The organism is Amycolatopsis sp. cmx-8-4, assembly GCF_046548675.1.
Taxonomy (GTDB): Bacteria; Actinomycetota; Actinomycetes; order Mycobacteriales; family Pseudonocardiaceae; genus Amycolatopsis.
In genome coordinates this window covers 117,563-133,065 of record NZ_JAEBDZ010000007.1, presented here as the reverse complement: position 1 = coordinate 133,065, position 15,503 = coordinate 117,563, and the positions used below count along the sequence as shown (strand labels likewise).

At 69.2% G+C, this 15,503-nt stretch carries 21 protein-coding genes; 10 read left to right on the top strand and 11 right to left on the bottom strand.

Annotated elements, in window-relative coordinates; translation table 11 throughout:
- Window positions 1-84: 84 nt before the first annotated feature.
- Together ACLJQZ_RS16865 and ACLJQZ_RS16860 are read right to left on the bottom strand one after the other, a co-directional pair.
- Window positions 85-567, bottom strand: coding sequence for an NUDIX domain-containing protein (locus tag ACLJQZ_RS16865; protein ID WP_410620924.1), 483 nt, complete (start codon window positions 565-567; stop codon window positions 85-87).
- Between the two features lie 9 nt (window positions 568-576).
- Complete coding sequence (locus ACLJQZ_RS16860) at window positions 577-1,422, bottom strand: urea carboxylase-associated family protein (RefSeq protein WP_410620923.1); 846 nt, start codon at window positions 1,420-1,422, stop codon at window positions 577-579.
- 156 nt (window positions 1,423-1,578) lie between these two features.
- Between ACLJQZ_RS16860 and ACLJQZ_RS16855 the strand changes: the two genes are divergently transcribed.
- A complete protein-coding gene (locus tag ACLJQZ_RS16855) occupies window positions 1,579-2,535 on the top strand; it encodes a hypothetical protein (protein ID WP_410620922.1) in 957 nt (318 codons plus the stop codon).
- Window positions 2,536-2,624: 89 nt separating this feature from the next.
- Complete coding sequence (locus ACLJQZ_RS16850) at window positions 2,625-3,293, top strand: HNH endonuclease family protein (protein ID WP_247051571.1); 669 nt, start codon at window positions 2,625-2,627, stop codon at window positions 3,291-3,293.
- Here ACLJQZ_RS16850 and ACLJQZ_RS16845 read toward each other — a convergent pair.
- Window positions 3,290-4,051: a fructosamine kinase family protein gene (locus ACLJQZ_RS16845; RefSeq protein ID WP_410620921.1), complete on the bottom strand. Its 762-nt coding sequence runs from the start codon at window positions 4,049-4,051 to the stop codon at window positions 3,290-3,292. The genes ACLJQZ_RS16850 and ACLJQZ_RS16845 overlap by 4 nt on opposite strands.
- On the opposite strand from ACLJQZ_RS16845, the gene ACLJQZ_RS16840 reads away from it, so the two are divergent.
- Entirely contained in the window at window positions 4,050-4,430 is a 381-nt protein-coding gene (locus ACLJQZ_RS16840) for an MmcQ/YjbR family DNA-binding protein (protein ID WP_410620920.1), read from the top strand. The genes ACLJQZ_RS16845 and ACLJQZ_RS16840 overlap by 2 nt on opposite strands.
- Here ACLJQZ_RS16840 and ACLJQZ_RS16835 read toward each other — a convergent pair.
- The 4 genes from ACLJQZ_RS16835 to ACLJQZ_RS16820 all read right to left on the bottom strand — a co-directional run bounded on the left by ACLJQZ_RS16835 (window position 4,355) and on the right by ACLJQZ_RS16820 (window position 8,820).
- Complete coding sequence (locus ACLJQZ_RS16835) at window positions 4,355-5,212, bottom strand: GNAT family N-acetyltransferase (protein ID WP_410620919.1); 858 nt, start codon at window positions 5,210-5,212, stop codon at window positions 4,355-4,357. The genes ACLJQZ_RS16840 and ACLJQZ_RS16835 overlap by 76 nt on opposite strands.
- Window positions 5,213-5,253: 41 nt before the next feature.
- Window positions 5,254-7,329 (bottom strand): putative Ig domain-containing protein, encoded by a 2,076-nt coding sequence (locus ACLJQZ_RS16830; protein ID WP_410621190.1) that lies wholly within the window; start codon window positions 7,327-7,329, stop codon window positions 5,254-5,256.
- A 107-nt stretch (window positions 7,330-7,436) separates the two neighbouring features.
- On the bottom strand, window positions 7,437-7,658 hold the full coding sequence (locus tag ACLJQZ_RS16825) for a hypothetical protein (protein WP_410620918.1): 222 nt from the start codon (window positions 7,656-7,658) through the stop codon (window positions 7,437-7,439).
- Window positions 7,659-7,713: 55 nt separating this feature from the next.
- On the bottom strand, window positions 7,714-8,820 hold the full coding sequence (locus ACLJQZ_RS16820; protein WP_410620917.1) for an AMP-binding protein: 1,107 nt from the start codon (window positions 8,818-8,820) through the stop codon (window positions 7,714-7,716).
- On the opposite strand from ACLJQZ_RS16820, the gene ACLJQZ_RS16815 reads away from it, so the two are divergent.
- The 3 genes from ACLJQZ_RS16815 (at window position 8,794) to ACLJQZ_RS16805 (ending at window position 11,164) form a co-directional block, all read left to right on the top strand.
- Complete coding sequence (locus tag ACLJQZ_RS16815) at window positions 8,794-9,579, top strand: hypothetical protein (RefSeq protein WP_410620916.1); 786 nt, start codon at window positions 8,794-8,796, stop codon at window positions 9,577-9,579. The genes ACLJQZ_RS16820 and ACLJQZ_RS16815 overlap by 27 nt on opposite strands.
- Window positions 9,580-9,647: 68 nt before the next feature.
- Window positions 9,648-10,505, top strand: coding sequence for a hypothetical protein (locus tag ACLJQZ_RS16810; RefSeq protein ID WP_410620915.1), 858 nt, complete (start codon window positions 9,648-9,650; stop codon window positions 10,503-10,505).
- Window positions 10,506-10,636: 131 nt separating this feature from the next.
- Window positions 10,637-11,164 carry a hypothetical protein gene (locus tag ACLJQZ_RS16805; RefSeq protein WP_410620914.1) on the top strand — a complete coding sequence of 176 codons (528 nt, stop codon included), beginning with the start codon at window positions 10,637-10,639 and terminating at the stop codon, window positions 11,162-11,164.
- Window positions 11,165-11,264: 100 nt separating this feature from the next.
- On the opposite strand, the gene ACLJQZ_RS16800 is transcribed toward ACLJQZ_RS16805, so the two are convergent.
- A complete protein-coding gene (locus ACLJQZ_RS16800; RefSeq protein WP_410620913.1) occupies window positions 11,265-12,056 on the bottom strand; it encodes a hypothetical protein in 792 nt (263 codons plus the stop codon).
- 56 nt (window positions 12,057-12,112) lie between these two features.
- On the opposite strand from ACLJQZ_RS16800, the gene ACLJQZ_RS16795 reads away from it, so the two are divergent.
- Both ACLJQZ_RS16795 and ACLJQZ_RS16790 read left to right on the top strand, forming a co-directional pair.
- Entirely contained in the window at window positions 12,113-12,433 is a 321-nt protein-coding gene (locus ACLJQZ_RS16795; RefSeq protein ID WP_410620912.1) for a hypothetical protein, read from the top strand.
- Window positions 12,430-12,702, top strand: a complete 273-nt coding sequence (locus ACLJQZ_RS16790; RefSeq protein ID WP_410620911.1) for a hypothetical protein — start codon at window positions 12,430-12,432, stop codon at window positions 12,700-12,702. The genes ACLJQZ_RS16795 and ACLJQZ_RS16790 overlap by 4 nt, the downstream gene beginning before the upstream one ends.
- Before the next feature lie 13 nt (window positions 12,703-12,715).
- On the opposite strand, the gene ACLJQZ_RS16785 is transcribed toward ACLJQZ_RS16790, so the two are convergent.
- Window positions 12,716-13,348 carry a hypothetical protein gene (locus ACLJQZ_RS16785; protein WP_410620910.1) on the bottom strand — a complete coding sequence of 211 codons (633 nt, stop codon included), beginning with the start codon at window positions 13,346-13,348 and terminating at the stop codon, window positions 12,716-12,718.
- A 63-nt stretch (window positions 13,349-13,411) separates the two neighbouring features.
- On the opposite strand from ACLJQZ_RS16785, the gene ACLJQZ_RS16780 reads away from it, so the two are divergent.
- Window positions 13,412-13,561 (top strand): hypothetical protein, encoded by a 150-nt coding sequence (locus ACLJQZ_RS16780; protein ID WP_410620909.1) that lies wholly within the window; start codon window positions 13,412-13,414, stop codon window positions 13,559-13,561.
- Window positions 13,562-13,567: 6 nt separating this feature from the next.
- Here ACLJQZ_RS16780 and ACLJQZ_RS16775 read toward each other — a convergent pair whose 3' ends face one another.
- Complete coding sequence (locus ACLJQZ_RS16775; protein ID WP_410620908.1) at window positions 13,568-14,191, bottom strand: hypothetical protein; 624 nt, start codon at window positions 14,189-14,191, stop codon at window positions 13,568-13,570.
- 80 nt (window positions 14,192-14,271) lie between these two features.
- On the opposite strand from ACLJQZ_RS16775, the gene ACLJQZ_RS16770 reads away from it, so the two are divergent.
- On the top strand, window positions 14,272-14,826 hold the full coding sequence (locus tag ACLJQZ_RS16770; protein ID WP_410620907.1) for a hypothetical protein: 555 nt from the start codon (window positions 14,272-14,274) through the stop codon (window positions 14,824-14,826).
- 1 nt (window position 14,827) lies between these two features.
- On the opposite strand, the gene ACLJQZ_RS16765 is transcribed toward ACLJQZ_RS16770, so the two are convergent.
- Complete coding sequence (locus tag ACLJQZ_RS16765) at window positions 14,828-15,076, bottom strand: helix-turn-helix transcriptional regulator (protein ID WP_410620906.1); 249 nt, start codon at window positions 15,074-15,076, stop codon at window positions 14,828-14,830.
- Window positions 15,077-15,503 lie beyond the last annotated feature (427 nt).

Sequence of the window (15,503 nt, the reverse complement as noted above, 5' to 3'; positions counted from 1 at the left end):
ATCGGGGTACCCGGACCTCATCATCACACGGACCGCGCGCGGGGTGAACCCGAGCAAACCCTTCCCGTTCAAGGAGTTCGGCGATCATGAAACCGGACGGCCGTCTTCGCACAGGAGCAAATGGCCCGACCGGACGGCGGCCAGCGCCGCCGCCACCCGGCGGGCGAGGACCGGCTGGAGCCCGGGTGTCGCGTCGGCGAGCGGGAGGAGGCTTGCCGCGACGATCTCGTCGTCGGTGAACCTCATGCGGGCGACGTCGTCTTCGGTCACGTAGCCGCCGTCGAAGACGAAGGTGAGGCCTTCGGGCAGCCGGCCCGCCGGCTGGTGGTCGAGCACGAGCAGGCGCCCCGGTGGCCGGTCGAGCCCGAGTTCTTCGCGGAGTTCGCGCACCGCTGTGTGCCAAGGCGCCTCACCCGCCTCGCCGACGCCGCCCGGGATCTCCCAGAACGGCTGGTACGACGGCCGGACGAACAGCACCCGGTCCGCGGTGTCGCGCAGGAGCACACCAGCGGCCGTCCGCTTGCGATCGAGGGACCGGACGTACTCGTCGAAGGGCAGCAGTTCCACCCAGGCAACCTAACCCGGTTCACCCCACTCCGGCTGCCGGACGCCGTGCAGGCCGCGGTAGGCCGCCCGGGGTGGCGACGACCAGCCCTCGAGCAGGTGCGAAGGCGGTGCGAAGACCTCGACGCCGATGGGCCGGCAGACGTCGATCGGGTCGCGGGCGTCCGGGCCCCACAACGGGATCGACAGGTCGCCGCCCGGGCACGTCGAGAGCGCGCACAGCAGGTCGACTTCGGCGAAGAACTCGAAGTGGTCACCCGGGCGGGCCGGGCAGGCCTTCATGAAGTAGCGGTCGTCCTCGGTGAGCCCGGTGCACTGGAAGACGTTCAGCACGTCGTGCACGTCGAACTCGGTGAGCCCGAACGGCGCCACCGCCCGGACCAGGTTCGAGTGGCAGTGGAAGTCGAAGTCCTCGCCGGTGAGCATCCGGTTGACGTACGGGTCGCACCGGGTGCCGAGCAGGTCGTGCACCCGGCCGCCATCACCGTCGACGCCGTAGCCCGCCAGCGTGTCGGACGTGATGGTGGCCAGCGGGCGCAGGAACGGCAGCGTCGACCACAGCCGGTCGAACGTGCTGACGTGCGCGCGCTGCAGCTGCCGGGTGCGCGCGGCCCAGAAGCGCTCGCGCGGGTCGTCGGCGTTCCACAGGTTGAGGTCGCCGACCTGCGGGCCGTCGATGGTCCGCAGCCGGCACAGGTGCCCGCGCGGCACCCGCCACGCGCGTCCCGAGCGGATCGGGACCTCGAGGCGCTCGACCGGTTCGCGCCCGGTTTCGCCGGCGAGCCGCTGGTAGAAGGGCCGGTCGAGGTCGAGCGCGCCGCCGGCGGTGGGCCGGTAGGCGGGTGGCGGTGAACCCATCGGCGATCTCCCTGGTCGGCATCGGGGTGTCCGTCCAGCATGCCCCGCTACGGACGGTGCCCGGTTCGTCGCAATCGATCACTCGTTCGGCGCCTGGGAGGAAAGCGGTCCGCCTCCTACCGTCGAGGGACCGTTCGCCGTTCTCGTCATGGAGGTGTGACCGGCGTGCTCGTCGCGCAGCAGCGCACCGGCGACCAGGGCCTGCCCGTCGCCGCGGAGCATCTCGTGGGGTTGCTGCGGTCCTGGGGCCCGGACCAGCTGCGGGGCCTGGCGTTGGCGGGGATCAGCGTGCCGAGCCACGCCGGACCCCGGTTCATCGACGCGCTGGTGTTCACGCGCAGCGGCGTGGTGGTGCTCGCGGCGCACGAGCCGGGCCTGGTGACGGGCGCCGAGCCGGGGCCGCAGGTGGGCGTGGCGGTGGCGGCGGTGAAAGCCGCGCTGGGCGCGCTCGGTGGGGGCGAGTACGTGACCGGGCTCGTCGTGGTGGTGCCGCCGGCGCGGCAGCTGGATTCCCCTTGGGCCGCAACCGAAGCCGCTGCCGAGGCGCCACCGCGGCGGCCCGAGCTGGTGGCGCCCGGTCATGGCACGTTCCCCGGTGAGCGGACGCTGCCCGCCCCGCCACCACCGGCGGGTCTCCGGGGGATCCGGCACGCGTGGCCGTTGCTGCCGATGCACGAACCCGAAGCGGGCGTCGCCACGGTGCTCGCCGATCCGCGCGGGCTGCGGCGGATCATCGCGCAGCACAACCGGTGGCGGACCGTCTGGACCGCCGACGACGTCCTCGAAGCCTGCTACGCCCTGTCCCTGGCCCACCTCGCGCCGCCGCGGTCCGCGCTGCTGGCCGAACGGTTCCCGCTGCGGCTGCCCACCACGGCCCGGGTCCTGCAGCCGGTCCCGGAGCTGCGGGAGGTGGCCGCCGAGGTGGTGGTGCCGCCCGAGCCGGCGGTCGAAGAGCCCGCGCCGCTCCGGCCGCGAGGCCCGGTCTCGGCCGTGTTCCCCCGGCCGCGGCCGATCCGGCAGGTGCCGTGGGGGCTCGTCGTGGTGCTGAGCCTGCTCGTGACGATCGGTCTCGTCGCCGCGGTGTTCGTCGCGCAGGTCTTTCACGGCGGCTGACGCGCTCGATTCGCGTCAACTAGGCCGATTGCACCGTTTCCCCGGCGCGTCTCCTGGGCATCACCCGGTAGACGTGAAAGGGGCTCACGATGTCGCGCACCAAAGCGCTCTCCTTGGTCCTGCTGGCCGCCGTGGCGGGCAGCGCGCTGACCGGGTGCAAGCCGGAAGACCTGGCCGCCGGGGGACAGGGCAGCCAACCCGGCGGGACGGCCGCCGCGGCGCCGGTCGCGCCCGCCGAGGCCCGCACCGAGCTGAACGCGCTGCAGGTCGCCGTCCGCGGCACCATGGACGGCTACTCCCGCGACGAGTTCCCGCACTGGGACAAGGTCGACGGCGCCTGCGACACCCGCGAACAGGTCCTCAAGCGGGACGGCAAGAACGTGTCGGTGGACGCCCAGTGCGCCGCCAAGTCCGGCACCTGGGTCAGCGCCTACGACGGCCAGACCTGGACGAAGGCGTCCGATGTGGACATCGACCACATGGTGCCGCTCGGGCAGGCCTGGATCAGCGGCGCCAAGAAGTGGACGAAGGAACGCCGCGAGCAGTTCGCGAACGACCTGGTCCGCCCGCAGCTGCACGCGGTGACCGACAACCTCAACGAGCAGAAGAGCGACAAGGCGCCGGACGCCTGGAAGCCGCCGCTCGTGTCGTACTGGTGCACCTACGCCACCGACTGGATCGTCGTGAAGCGCAACTACGGCCTCACGATCACCGTGCCGGAGAAGACCGCCCTGGAGACCATGCTCGCCAAGTGCTAGCCCAGTGACCGGGCCGCGGCGAGGGCCTGCCCGGCGTAGGACTGTCCGAACAGGACGGTGTGCACCAGCAGCGGGAACAGCTGGTGCATGCCGATCCGGTCGGGCCAGCCGTCGGCCAGTGGGGCGGTCTCGTCGTACGCGGCGACGATCCGGTCCAGGTGCGGGCAGCCGAACAGGTGCAGCATCGCCAGGTCCGTCTCGCGGTGGCCGCCGTGCGCGGCCGGGTCGATCAGCCACGCGTCGCGCCCGTCCCACAGGACGTTGCCGTTCCACAGGTCGCCGTGCAGCCGCGCCGGTGGCTCGTCGGGCGCGGCGAGCCGGGAGCACGCGCGCTCGAAGGGCGCGGCTTCGAGCAGTCCCGCGTCGACGGCTTGCCGCACGTAAGGCAGGACGCGCTGCGCCGCGTACCACGACGGCCAGTCCTCACCCGGGACGTTCGCCATCGACGCCAGGCCGATCCAGGCGTCGACCGGCCCGCCCGGGGGAGCGGCGCCGAACGCGGGCGCACCGGCCGCGTGCAGGCGGGCCAGGCCGCGGCCGAACCGTTCGGCGGCTCCCGCGTCCGGGCGTCCGGCGGGGACGCGGTCGATGACGAGCTGGTCGTCGTCGTGGCTGTGCACTTCCGGCACCGGCACCGCGCCCGCCGCGGCCAGCCAGCGCAGGCCCGCCACCTCGGCCGCCGTCGCGCCCGGCCCGGCGCCGCGTTTGACCACGACGGCGCGGCCGTCGTCCAGTACGGCCTCGGTCAGGTCGCTCATGACCCGCACGGTACCGGCGCGCTACGGTGGGCCGGTGCAGGACTTCGAACGGGTGCTCGGCGCGCTGGCGGACGTGGAACGGTCCGAGGCGCGCGACTACTCGTCGTTCAGCGTGCGCGGCAAGCGGTTCGGCTACTACTGGCCGCGCACGCGGACCGTCGGCCTCAAGCAGACGATCTCCGAGCAGCTGGCCCTCGTCGCCGAGCGTCCGGACGTCTTCGAGGTCCAGTTCACGATGGGCGGCTTCGGCTGGGTCGTCGTGTACCTGGACGGCATCGAGGCCGACGAGCTGGCCGAGCTGATCTACGAGGCCTGGCGGCTGTCGGCGCCCGAAGAGCTGGTCGCCGAGGTGCCCTTCACCAGGATCGCCCGGGTGTAGAGCAGGTCGAACCCCTGCCGTTGCGCGTTCTGGTGCGACTTCGACCCCGGCTGCGTGGTGACGACGGCGACGTCGCACCCGGCCTCGGTGGCCGCGGCGAGCCGGGCCCGCAGCAACGCCGTCTGGACGCCACGGCGCCGGTGCGCGGGCAGCGTGGCCGCGCCGGTGAACTGCGCGATCCCGTCCGTGACGCGGAAACTGGCGCCGCCGGCGAACCCGCCGTCGCGCACCGCGACGTACCGCCGGACCCCGGCCATGTCCCGCAACGCGCGGACCAGCGTCTCCCGCGGGAAGTCCTCGTGCGAGGGCAGCCCCTCGGTGTCGGCGACGGCGCTGGCCTCGGCGACCACGGCCAGCCACCGCTCCAGCTCGTCGTCGCGGCACAGCCGGACGTCCGCGGGGACGTTCGTGTCGCCGAGCCGCCGCCCGAGGACGTTCTCGAACGACTCCAGCCGGTAGCCGCGTTCGGTGAGGAACACGCCGACCGCGGAATCGGCCAGCTGGCACAGCTCGACCTGGACCGGCGCACCCAGCTCCGCGAAGGCCTGCTCGACCTCGTCCAGCTCGGCGGTGGCAGGCAGGCCGCCGAATCCGAGCGCGGCGATCTTGGTGAACGGCGAGTCCGCTTCGGCGAGGCTCGCGACCCCACCGGCGAGCGACCGCGCGAACCCGGCGCCGCGCCGTGCTCGCCCGGCTTCGTTGCACGACGAGATCAGCCGCGCCTCGGCACGTTCGATCCGCGCCGCCAGCGCGACGTCACAGAAAAGCCGGTCCCCGCCCATGCGCCCAGCCTGCCGGACGCACGAGCGGGGAACCAACCGATTTAGCCTTCCACCCGATGCGAGGCCCAGAACGACGTCAGGTCGGTCGACCCGGCCGCCGCCTGCGCCGCGGCCTTGAACTCGGCCGTCGTCGACACCCCGTACCAGTGCGACTGCGCGTAGGACTTCAGCAGGTTCGCCATCGGCGTGTCGCCGATGAGCCGCCGCAGGTCGTGCAGGGTGCACTTGCCGTAGTTGTAGACCACGGTGGAGTACCGCGACGAATGCGCGTCCCAGTACGCCATCGAGTTGGTCAGCTTCTCCGCGCTCGACTGCCACGTGATGCCGCAACCGCTGCCGGTGATGCCGCGGTAGAGGTCGGTGGCGTAGTCGGTGAAGCTCTCGTCGAGCCACGGCGAGTTGTACTCGTCGTCACCGACGATCCCGTAGAACCACTGGTGGGCCAGCTCGTGCGGGAGCGCCGTGGTCGACACGAGGTCCATCACGAAGCCCGGGTACTCCATGCCGCCGAACCAGAAGTTGTTGTCCAGCACCACGTCCACCTCGCCGTACGGGTAGTCGCCGAAGCGGCCCGAGTGGACGTCGATGGAGTCGGCGGCCAGGCTCAGCATCTGGTTCGCGCTGCTCGTGGAGATCCCGCTGACCGAGTAGACGTTGACCCGCACGCCCTTGCCGGACGTCGTGCTGATCTTCGCGAACGGCCCGGCGCCCCACGCGAAGTCACGCACCTTGGTCGCGACGGCGTGGGTGGTCGTCGTGCTGCCGCTGGTCGTCTCGGTCGACGTGCCGGTGGCCGGGGTCAGCACCGTGCTCGGGTGCACGAGGGTGACGTCGAAGTCGCTGATCAGGCTGTAGAACGCTTCGCCGTTGTTGGTGTACGGGTCGAGGTGCCAGCCCGCGCCGTCGCGGACCGCCAGGATCGGCAGGGCGTTGCCGATCATGTTGAAGGCGCCGTCGTGGCCGAACCGGTCGGCGCCGCTGGGCACGACGATCTTCAGGTCGAACCCGATCGACGCCGACTGGCCCTGGGCCAGCGGGGTGGGCAGCGTGATCTTCAGCGCGGTGCAGTTGACGCTCAACGCGGCCGGCGTGCCGCCGGTGACGTTGGTGACCGTGATCGGCGTCGTCGGGCAGGTGCCGTGGTAGTTGTCCCAGAGCCGCAGGTAGACCTCGGGCAGCGCGGTCGGCGAGCCGTTGGTGAAGCTGACGGACTGGTGCCCGTTCCAGGTGTCGCCGGCGGTGTTCGACGTCAGGTTCACCGTGTAGGCCGGGTTGATCGGTGTGCGCGTCGAGTCGGCGGGGGCCGAGCCGATCGTCCACGAGAACGTGGCGCTGCCGCTGTTGCCGCCGGGGTCCTTGGCCGTGACGGTGACCGACGACGTGCCGGCGGTGGTCGGCGTGCCGGTGATCTTCCCGGTGCTCGCGCCGATGGCCAGCCCAGCGGGCAGGCCGGTCGCGGTCCAGGTCAGCGCGTCGTTCTGCGGGTCGGTGGCCTGGACCTGCAGGGACACCGCCTGGCCGACGGCGGTGGTCTGGCTGCCGGGCGAGGTGACGACCGGGGACTGCGGGTCGGACGTCCCGGTCGTGGTCAGGGCGAAGTCGTCGAGCAGGAAGTTGGTGGCCAGGCTCGAGTCCTCGGTGCCGGTGACCTTCAGCGTCACCGTCTGCCCGAGGTAGCGCGAGACGTCCACGGTGCGCTGGACGTAGCCGGTGTTCTTGTCGAGGTTCGAGTAGCTCGCGAGGGTGTCGGTCCCGGCCTGCACCACGAGCTTGTCGTAGGCGGTCGTCGTCGACGTCTCCTTGGTGTCGACGTGCGACCACCAGGTCAGGCTGGCCGTCGCGCAGCCGGCCGGGAGCGTCACGGCTTGGGACAGGGTGTCGGTGTGCGTGGTGCCGTAGCCGTCCAGCCAGGCGTCCATCGTCCCGCCGTGGGCCGGTTCCGCGGTGGTCGCCGCGGAGATGACACCACTGGTCTGGGTCCACGGCGTGGTGCCGCTCTCGAACCCGCCGTTGCCGACGAGCTGGTCGCCGCAGACCGCGGCGGCGGCTTGCGCCGGCGCGGCGACGGCGACTGTGCCCAGCAGGCCCACGGCCACACCGAGCGCAGCGGAAAGCACCCTCGATCTCATGAGGTCGTCCTTTCGCGGCCCCGCACCTCGGAGCCTTGGAAAGCGTCCTCTGCGGGTCCGGTGGCAACAACCCGCCATGAGTCGGGTTCGTGCGGTTACGCCTGCTGGAGCACGTTGAGCAGGATGACGAGCAGCGCGATGGCGCCGATCACGGCGATGCCGGCGGCGACGACGCTCCGGATCATCTCCCCGAAGCCCTTGGCCGTCCGGGCGCGGTAGGCGGAGTAGTTGGAGCGGGCCTCCCTGGCGTGGTGGACCCGGCCGCCGACGAGCAGCCCGGCGCCCAGCGCGAGCAGGACGGCGATGAAAACGGACACGATCTGTACCTCATTCCTCGGATTCGGCCGTCGAACAACGACGACGGCCTCATTACTAGACCCGACGGACGGGCCGCGCCACGGCTTTAGGACTTTCCGTTCCCGGGCCGGTCGGCCCTGGTGTGCTCGTGGGCTGACGTTCCCGCCGACCCGGGCGCTCTTGTACAGCGTTATCCGTGGTTTTCCGTGCCGGGTAAGGTGAATTCGGTCGTTCAGTCCCGTGTGGCCAGTCCGGCGTGTCGCTCCCGAAGTTCCCGCTTGACGATCTTTCCGCTGGGTTCTTGGGAAGCCGGTCCGCGAACACGACGTACTTGGGACATTTGTAACCGGCCAGCTGCGCTCTGGCGTGGTCGATGACCTGCGCGGCGGTCAATTCGACGTCTTCGCGGGGCACGACCACCGCGGTGACCGCTTCGATCCAGTGTGGATGGCTGATCCCGAAGACGGCGACCTCGGCGACGCCGTCCAGCAGGTACAGGGCTTCCTCGACCTCGCAGCTCGCGACGTTCTCGCCGCCGGTCTTGATCATGTCCTTCTTGCGGTCCACGACGGACAGGTAGCCGTCCTCGTCGACCACGCCCAGGTCGCCGGAGTGGAACCAGCCCGCGCGGAACGCCTCCGCCGTCTTCTCCTCGTCCCGGTAGTAGCCGAGGGTGGCGTGCGGGCTGCGGTGCACGATCTCGCCGACGACGCCCGCCGCCACCAGGTTGTCCTCGTCGTCGACGATGCGCGTCTCGACGTTGAGCGACGCCCGCCCGGCCGAGCCGGCGTGGGGGAGCTGCTCGTCCGGGCGCAGGATCGTGGCCAGCGGCGCCATTTCCGTCTGCCCGTAGAAGTTCCAGAACGCGACGTCCGGCAGCCGGCGGCGCAGCTCGCGCAGGACCTCGACCGGCATCGCCGACGCGCCGTAGTACCCTTTTCGCAGGCTCGACAGGTCGGTGCGGTCGAAGTTTTCGTGACGCAGCAAGGAGATCCACACGGTCGGCGGGGCGAACAGCTTCGTCGCCCGCTCCCGTTCGACGGCCGCGAGCAGCGCCGCGGGGTCCGGGCCGGGCAGGATGACGCTCGTGGCGCCGAGGTAGACGTCGACGGAGAAGAAGCAGTCCAGCTGCGCGCAGTGGTAGAGCGGGAGCGAGTGCACCTCGACGTCGTCGGCGCTCATCCCGCCGTCGATCACGCACGATGTGCCCTCGTAAGTACAATTGAAAGCTACTACGAGCGGCGCGTCGACGAGAAGACCGGCCTGACCGCGTGGGCGCTCGCCATCGACGACGAAGAGCTATGGAACGAGCTGGTCGAGGCCGAGAAGGCCCGGCAGACGACCAGCAGCACCAAGACCCGCACCCGGCACAAGCGGCACAACGCCAAGCGCTACGGCACACCGCCCCCTATGTCCGTCGAGCCGACTTCCGTTGCGACGGTCGATTCACCGTCGCACGACGGCCAGAACTCCGTCGTACGACGCCGAGTAGACCCCCGATCACCATTAGACCTCCCGGGTATCGCCCAGGGGATCGCCCAGGAGCGCCCGGCCGAACGCTCCACGACCGCTGCGCGGGTCGCGGTCAGTGCTCCGGCTCCCGAGTCCTCTCCTCCGGCCAGGGAGCACGGTATGTCCCGTCCGGACTTCCAGCGGGGCGGTGCTGCGGCGAAGCGTCGCCAGGACGAGCTGGACAAGGCTGGTCAGACGATCAAGCCGGTGAGCGCCTTGGAGCTGATGCGTCAGTGTGTGGCCAGGGGTGGCCAGCGTCCGAACCCGGATGGCCTGGACACCGCCCGCGCGATGGTCGCGGAGTGCATCGCGCGCGGCGCCGAGACGCTGGCCCAGTTCCGGACCTGCATGAGCGAGTCGCCGAACGATTTCGAGTTGGCTCGTGCGAACGACCTGATCTCGGACTCGGCGTACGCCCGCTCGGCCTGATCAGCCTGTCCACCCCGGACTGAGCGCTTCGAAGTTTTGAGGGCACATAGTTGCCCCGAGGAGGAATCATGATCAACTGGCAGACGCACATCAGGATCGACGACACGCCGATGGAGTGGACCGGGCAGCCGACACCGTGCCAGATCTGGCTCGGCGCGGTCACCCCGGCCGGGTACGGAGCCCTGCCCGGACGTGTCAACGGCGAGCAGGCAGCCCACCGGGCGCACTTCAAGCTGAACGGCGGGATGATCCCGGCCGGGCACGAACTCGATCACACGTGTCGAGTGAGGATCTGTGTCGCGCATCTCGAAGCGGTCACCCCGACGGAGAATAAGCGCCGGGGGAACAGCATGGCTGGTGTCGGCCGGGGCGAGCGGATCGATCACCGGGCGGCGAGCCTGGCCGCACAGGCGGGGGACTGGGCTCGGTACCGCGAGCTGGCGCGCATCGACGAAGGTCCGCTCCCGCTGGCGCCGCTGCGGCTCACGCCGGGACTCGCTCGCCGGTGGGTCGAGGCCCTGCGGAGCGATCCTTTCATCGACGGCCCCGGCACCGAAGGCGAGATGTACCCACGCACGGCAAACGACGTGCTGGCCCACGAGATGCCCGGCAAGACCGCCGAGAGGGTCCGGCGAGAACTTCGTACCGACGATCCCCGTCGCGGCCGTCCTGGGGCGCTTCAGGCCCATCGTCGAGCGGGTGGCCGGCGGGGAGCCGCTCGTGACCGTAGAGACCCTGGAGGCCGTCATGACCTTCGTCGAGCTGGTCGAGGTGATCGAAGAGGCGTTCGCTGGGGAGGTCACCCCGTGCTGATCGTCCTCGGCCTGGCTGTGCTCTTCGTCGGGGTGCAGCTCGTCTACTTCCACCGCGCGCTGGCTCGGCGGGACCACGAAGCGCAGGCCGTCCGGCGCACGCTCGACGGCTGACCATCCACGACGGAGCCGCGCCGAATCCAGATCGGCGCGGTTCCGTCATCGGTCAGGTAACCGTCAAACGTCATGCGCCGGTTATTCTGGATCAAGGTCTGTGTCTCGCGTTCGGTCAGGGAGGCGTCGGCATGCTCGATCTCGTGGAACTTCTCGATCACGTCGTTGCCCGTCAGGCGGTCACCCGGAAGCCGGGTGCGATCGGCACGAAGAGCGGCTTCGGTTCGATGCCGCCGATCGACCTCGACGCGATGGAGCTGCGCGACCTCTTGGCCGTGGCCGGCCCCGGTGCGTACGCCGAGCTGGAACCAGCGGCTCTTGAATTCATCGAGCGCCCTTCGAAGGTGTCACTCGGCGCCTACCCTGAGTGCGGTGAGGCTGTCTTGTGTGCCTTCGATCGCGTGGCCGGTGAGTGCGGCGCCTGTGGGGAGTGGTTGAGCCGCGCTGATGCGGTGCGTGCCGCCGTCGAGTACTGCGAGAACACGTGGCTGAAACCGGTCGAGATCGAGCGTGAGACCCGGGGATGGGGTTCGCCGGTGACAGTCGGGCGGGTGCGGACGTGGCGCTGGCGCGGCTGGATCGCTCCCGACGACGCCGGGTGCTATTGCTTGGCTGATGTGCTCGGGCTGATCGACCGCCAGGCCGCAGAGGTCGCGTAACCGTCTATCGTCCGACGGCAGTTGACAGGGCCCTGTCGAGTGCGTATCATCACATGCGCAGGCGGAGCTGTGCCGCCCTGGTGTTTGATGAGCGAACCGCTTACTCGCCTTGCTGCGGTGACGGCTTATTTTTGGTTGATGGGCGACTCTCTAGCAGAAGCTCGTATCTGGTGAATGTCTCCAGATTCTCTTCCATTCCGAAGAGTGTAGCAAACGTTGTTCCCATTTGTTCGCTGACTTGTCGAAGTCGTCCACTTGGGAATCTGACCCAGTAACGATTCGCATTGTCTCTAAAGGCTGCGATGATCCTCGCGTGGCTAGTTAGCTGGACAAAGTCGCTAATCGCTTCTTGTCTTGTGTCTGGATGGAAGGGCTCTGCGCCGTGGAGCTCCGTCAAGATTTCGTCGATGCGACGATCGATCTTCTCGTTGAATGATTCAACGAGTTCCGGTGCATTGGTGGGGCCGAGGCTTCTGAACTCGGTATCTATGCGCAGATCTTCTTTGGTGAATTTGGTCTCTCGTTCGAGGCTTGTCAGTTGTACCGCGACCTGAAAATCGTGAACGGGCAAGCCTGAGCCGTTGGAGTACATGACGACCAGGTTCATTGGGCGGCCGTCTACGAGCCACACGGCCACCTTGCTGGCCTGATCCTGCTCGGTGAGCTCCTGGAGCCGATGTTCTTGCTTGGCCGACTGCTCGTCCGACTTCTTCCATCCGAGGTAGGCGATGGCGACAGCTACGGCCGCTGCGGCGATCGAACCGACCGCCCCGACCCACTGGCCCCACGCTCCCCACCAGGGGTCTTGCTTGTTCTGGTCGACACCCCAGACGATCACGACCGCCATGCCCAGGGCGGTAATCAGTCCGGCGACGACTGCCAATGCACGCATAGGTGATCTATCGCTGGCTGGGCTCCAACTGCTACTGGACACACGGGAGGTTGACGATGGCCGCCCGTAACGAGTCGCGCGCGAACCCCGCCGAGCAGGCCGAGATGCAGCAGCGTGCCTTCGAGCTGGTGCTGCGAGGCAAGAGCCTCCGCGAGGCCGCCCGGGTCATGACGGCCGAGGGCACGCGCGTCAGTCATGAGAAGGTCCGCCAGCTCGTGCAGCTGGAGTCCGACGAGCGTGTGCTGCCCTCGGCCGACCAATGGCGCCAGGTGCTGATCGAGCGCCTGAACGACGCCCGCCAGGCTGTCCTCACCGTGCTGGAGCGCGAGCAAGTGACGATCTTGCACGGCCGCGTCATCCGCGAGGGCAGCCGGTGATCGAGTACGGCGAGGATGGCGAGGCGCGAGCCGTTATCGCTCCCGGGCACGGTGAGCCCGTCTTGGACGATGATCCCGTGCTGCGTGCCGTCGACCGCCTCGTGAAGATCGACGAGCGCCTGGCGAAGCTCGCGGGCGCCGATGCCCCGACCGAGGCGAACCTGAACGCGGCCCCGACCGTGCAGAGGCCGGCCGAGCTGGACAACTTGATCCAGCAGGCGCGCGAGCGGCAGGAGGCTGCCGAGTGGGAGCTGGTGGCCGATGAGTGAGGTCGGAGTGGCCTCAGTCCTCTGCAGACCCGGTCAGCATCAGGCCGCCTTTCGGCTTGCGCTGCCAGGTCTTTCCGTTCGCGTCGGTGAAAACCATCGTGATCTCGGTTTCGCGAAGTAGCTCCGAGAAAAGCTGGTGCGCGGTCGGCGAAAAGTGAGGCAGGCCGGTCGTAGGGTCCGTCTTGGTGATGGGTTCGTCAAATTCGCGATCCAGAATGACGGTCAGGAACTCGGAAAGTTCATTGCTGGCTCGCAACTGTTTGGAGGGCGACTGCGTTGGGCTCACATTCCCGAGTCCGATTCTGAATTTAGCTTGTTTGCTGGGGGCGCGGAAATAGATATTCACGTCAAATGCCGGGAGATGCCCGGAGTTGTGATACATCACGACGGCTTGGTCGTTGAAGGCGAGGTCGAGCCAGACGCCGAACTTTCCGGCCAGTTCGGTCTGTCGATCCTCGCCGAGCTGCCTCAGCTGCTCGGATTGCATCTTGTTGGTCCTGACAGTGGCGACGGCGGCGACGATCGCGGCGATCAGGGCGCCAACCGCGAGCGCTGTGGAGATGACTGCCGACCAGCCTGACATCCAGTCCGTGCTCTTGGGCGCCTCGGCGATCACCGACGTGATGGCCGACATCATCAATGACATGTGGGCACGTTAGCCGGGGCGAGCCGTGGGGCCCGTCGGCGACGCGCGGGGAGGAGATCCGTCATGACGTACTCCATCGCGATAGCGACGGGCCTGACGCTCTTCGCCGGGTCCGGGCTGGCTCGGCACGACGGCGTCCGCTTGGTGTTCGTCGCACTGTCCGTGGCGGCCTTCGTCGTCGCCGTGCTCGCGGCTGCTGGCGTGATCGGGTGAGTTGGCTCAGAGTTGAGTCAGCGTGCCGTCGTGGTCGGCGCGCCAGCGGTGCTTGCCCTGTCGGAAAGTGACGCTGAGTTCGATCTGACGAATGACGTCGAGTGTCTCCGACTTTGCGGCACGGCTGACGGTCGTGGCTCCGCCTTCGTTGGTTTCGTAATAGCCATCCTGGCCGATCCGCTCGAAAATATTGGATCGAATGGGGAGGGCAAGTCGCTCTCCGAGACGACGGATCTCGTCCCCAGTTCTCAACGTCGGTGACACGGTGCCGAGTCGGAATGTGAAACTCATCGTCGATACTCGCGTTTGGGTTACGACGTCGTAGACCGGCAACGCGGTGGTGTTAACCAGCATCACGACGGGGATGAGGCTGCCGTCAGAGGTTACCCACATCGCGAACTTAGCGGCGTCGCGCTCGCGCGCCTCTGTCGTTGCCAGGACCCAACCTCGGTGGGCGATCCACAGCGCCGCAACTGCGGCCGCGATCGATCCAATCCCGCCGATCCACTGGCCCCACGCGGCCCACCAGTCGGTGCCACGACGGGTCACGGCGCTGAAGGTGACCAGCAGGATCGAGGCGAGCAAGGTCACGCCGCCGAGGTACCGGACGTCCACTTTGCCGAATCGCATCGCAGCAGTATCACGCGCGGTGAGACCTACGACTGCGCGGCGCGCTGAGGCTGCTGCCGCGCTGCGGGGGAGGTGGCGACGTGAACATCTTCTACTGGCTCGCCGACTACGCGGGTTGTGGCTACTACAGGTGCTTGTTGCCCGGCGCCGAGTTGGCCAAGCGTGGGCACGACGTGATGGCCGACGGCCGCGTGGTCCCGAACGAGGTGAAGAACGGCGAGTGCGACGTGATCGTGGGGCAGCGGATCTGCCTCGAAGGCCCGTCGATCACCTGGCAGAAGCTCGCCCGCGCCGGCCACACGCGGCTCGTCTTCGAGAGCGACGGCCTGCTGACCGATGTGGACCCGAGCAACCGCCACGCCGCGCGGTTCTACGGCGTCGAGACCGTGCGCCGCTACCGGGAGAACATGGCCGTGGCCGACGTGGTCACGGTGACCACCGACCGGCTCGCCGAGCATGCCCGCGAGATCAACCCGACGGCGGAGATCCACGTCCTGCCGAACCAGGTCCCGGGCTGGCTGCTCGACCACGAGAAGCCCTCAACCCCCGACCCGGAGCTGCTCACGATCGGCTGGCGCGGCTCGATGTCGCACCACCGGGACTTCGGCGAGCTGGCCCGCCCGCTGCGGGCCTGAACTACTGCGGCTTGGCCAGCTCGCGCCGACCAACTTCGGTGAGCACGTAGTAGCGCTTGGCTTCGGCGGTCGAGGACTCGTCCCATCCGTCGGCGAGCCAGCCGCGTTCGAGCAACGGCGTCAGCAGCGAGTTCAACCGGCTGCCGTGCAGATCCGCAGCGCCTCGCAGGTCTTCGCTGGAGAAGTGGGCTTCGTCAGCTCCCGCGAGCAGCACCGCCGCCAGCCTGCGCATTTCCCGGGTCGATCGCATGGCTCGATCCTAACTCTCGTCGCCTTGCACGGGCGGCTCCGGCGGCCAGCGGAACACGCTCGACCGGTAGTTGCCGCCCGGTCGGGTCGGTCCGGTCGGCTGCTGCGGCGGGTGGCTCCCCGCCGAGCCGAAGGCCACATTCCCGGCCTGACCTCCGGAGAGGCAGCTGCGCGGGTCGCGGCGGCGTGCTCTTGGACTCCTGGGCATGGGCTTCTCCTAGCGCCTCGGGGGCGGCGGTTGGACGGGACGGGGCTGCGGGGCAGGGTTGTCGCGGGTGGGGCTGACGGGCCTGTCCTTGCCCGGCCCCGGCCTCGTCGGTCCTGGTCCAGCGGGGTTGCGCGGCATCGGCCGTCCTCTGGTTCGGTGAGTGGGCAGGTGGAACCCGGCCGCCGCGCCGATAGAGGGCAGCGCGGCGGCCGGGAGATCG

Excerpts from the sequence above, each read along its gene's own strand:
- ACLJQZ_RS16805 (WP_410620914.1), top strand. The coding sequence starts at position 10,637 with ATGCTCGATCTCGTGGAACTTCTCGATCACGTCGTTGCCCGTCAGGCG.
- ACLJQZ_RS16850 (WP_247051571.1), top strand. The coding sequence starts at position 2,625 with ATGTCGCGCACCAAAGCGCTCTCCTTGGTCCTGCTGGCCGCCGTGGCG.
- ACLJQZ_RS16795 (WP_410620912.1), top strand. The coding sequence starts at position 12,113 with ATGGCCGCCCGTAACGAGTCGCGCGCGAACCCCGCCGAGCAGGCCGAG.
- ACLJQZ_RS16840 (WP_410620920.1), top strand. The coding sequence starts at position 4,050 with ATGACCCGCACGGTACCGGCGCGCTACGGTGGGCCGGTGCAGGACTTC.
- ACLJQZ_RS16845 (WP_410620921.1), bottom strand. The coding sequence starts at position 4,051 with ATGAGCGACCTGACCGAGGCCGTACTGGACGACGGCCGCGCCGTCGTG.
- ACLJQZ_RS16835 (WP_410620919.1), bottom strand. The coding sequence starts at position 5,212 with ATGGGCGGGGACCGGCTTTTCTGTGACGTCGCGCTGGCGGCGCGGATC.
- ACLJQZ_RS16765 (WP_410620906.1), bottom strand. The coding sequence starts at position 15,076 with ATGCGATCGACCCGGGAAATGCGCAGGCTGGCGGCGGTGCTGCTCGCG.
- ACLJQZ_RS16780 (WP_410620909.1), top strand. The coding sequence starts at position 13,412 with ATGACGTACTCCATCGCGATAGCGACGGGCCTGACGCTCTTCGCCGGG.
- ACLJQZ_RS16820 (WP_410620917.1), bottom strand. The coding sequence starts at position 8,820 with ATGAGCGCCGACGACGTCGAGGTGCACTCGCTCCCGCTCTACCACTGC.
- ACLJQZ_RS16860 (WP_410620923.1), bottom strand. The coding sequence starts at position 1,422 with ATGGGTTCACCGCCACCCGCCTACCGGCCCACCGCCGGCGGCGCGCTC.
- ACLJQZ_RS16785 (WP_410620910.1), bottom strand. The coding sequence starts at position 13,348 with ATGTCATTGATGATGTCGGCCATCACGTCGGTGATCGCCGAGGCGCCC.
- ACLJQZ_RS16810 (WP_410620915.1), top strand. The coding sequence starts at position 9,648 with ATGATCAACTGGCAGACGCACATCAGGATCGACGACACGCCGATGGAG.
- ACLJQZ_RS16800 (WP_410620913.1), bottom strand. The coding sequence starts at position 12,056 with ATGCGTGCATTGGCAGTCGTCGCCGGACTGATTACCGCCCTGGGCATG.
- ACLJQZ_RS16775 (WP_410620908.1), bottom strand. The coding sequence starts at position 14,191 with ATGCGATTCGGCAAAGTGGACGTCCGGTACCTCGGCGGCGTGACCTTG.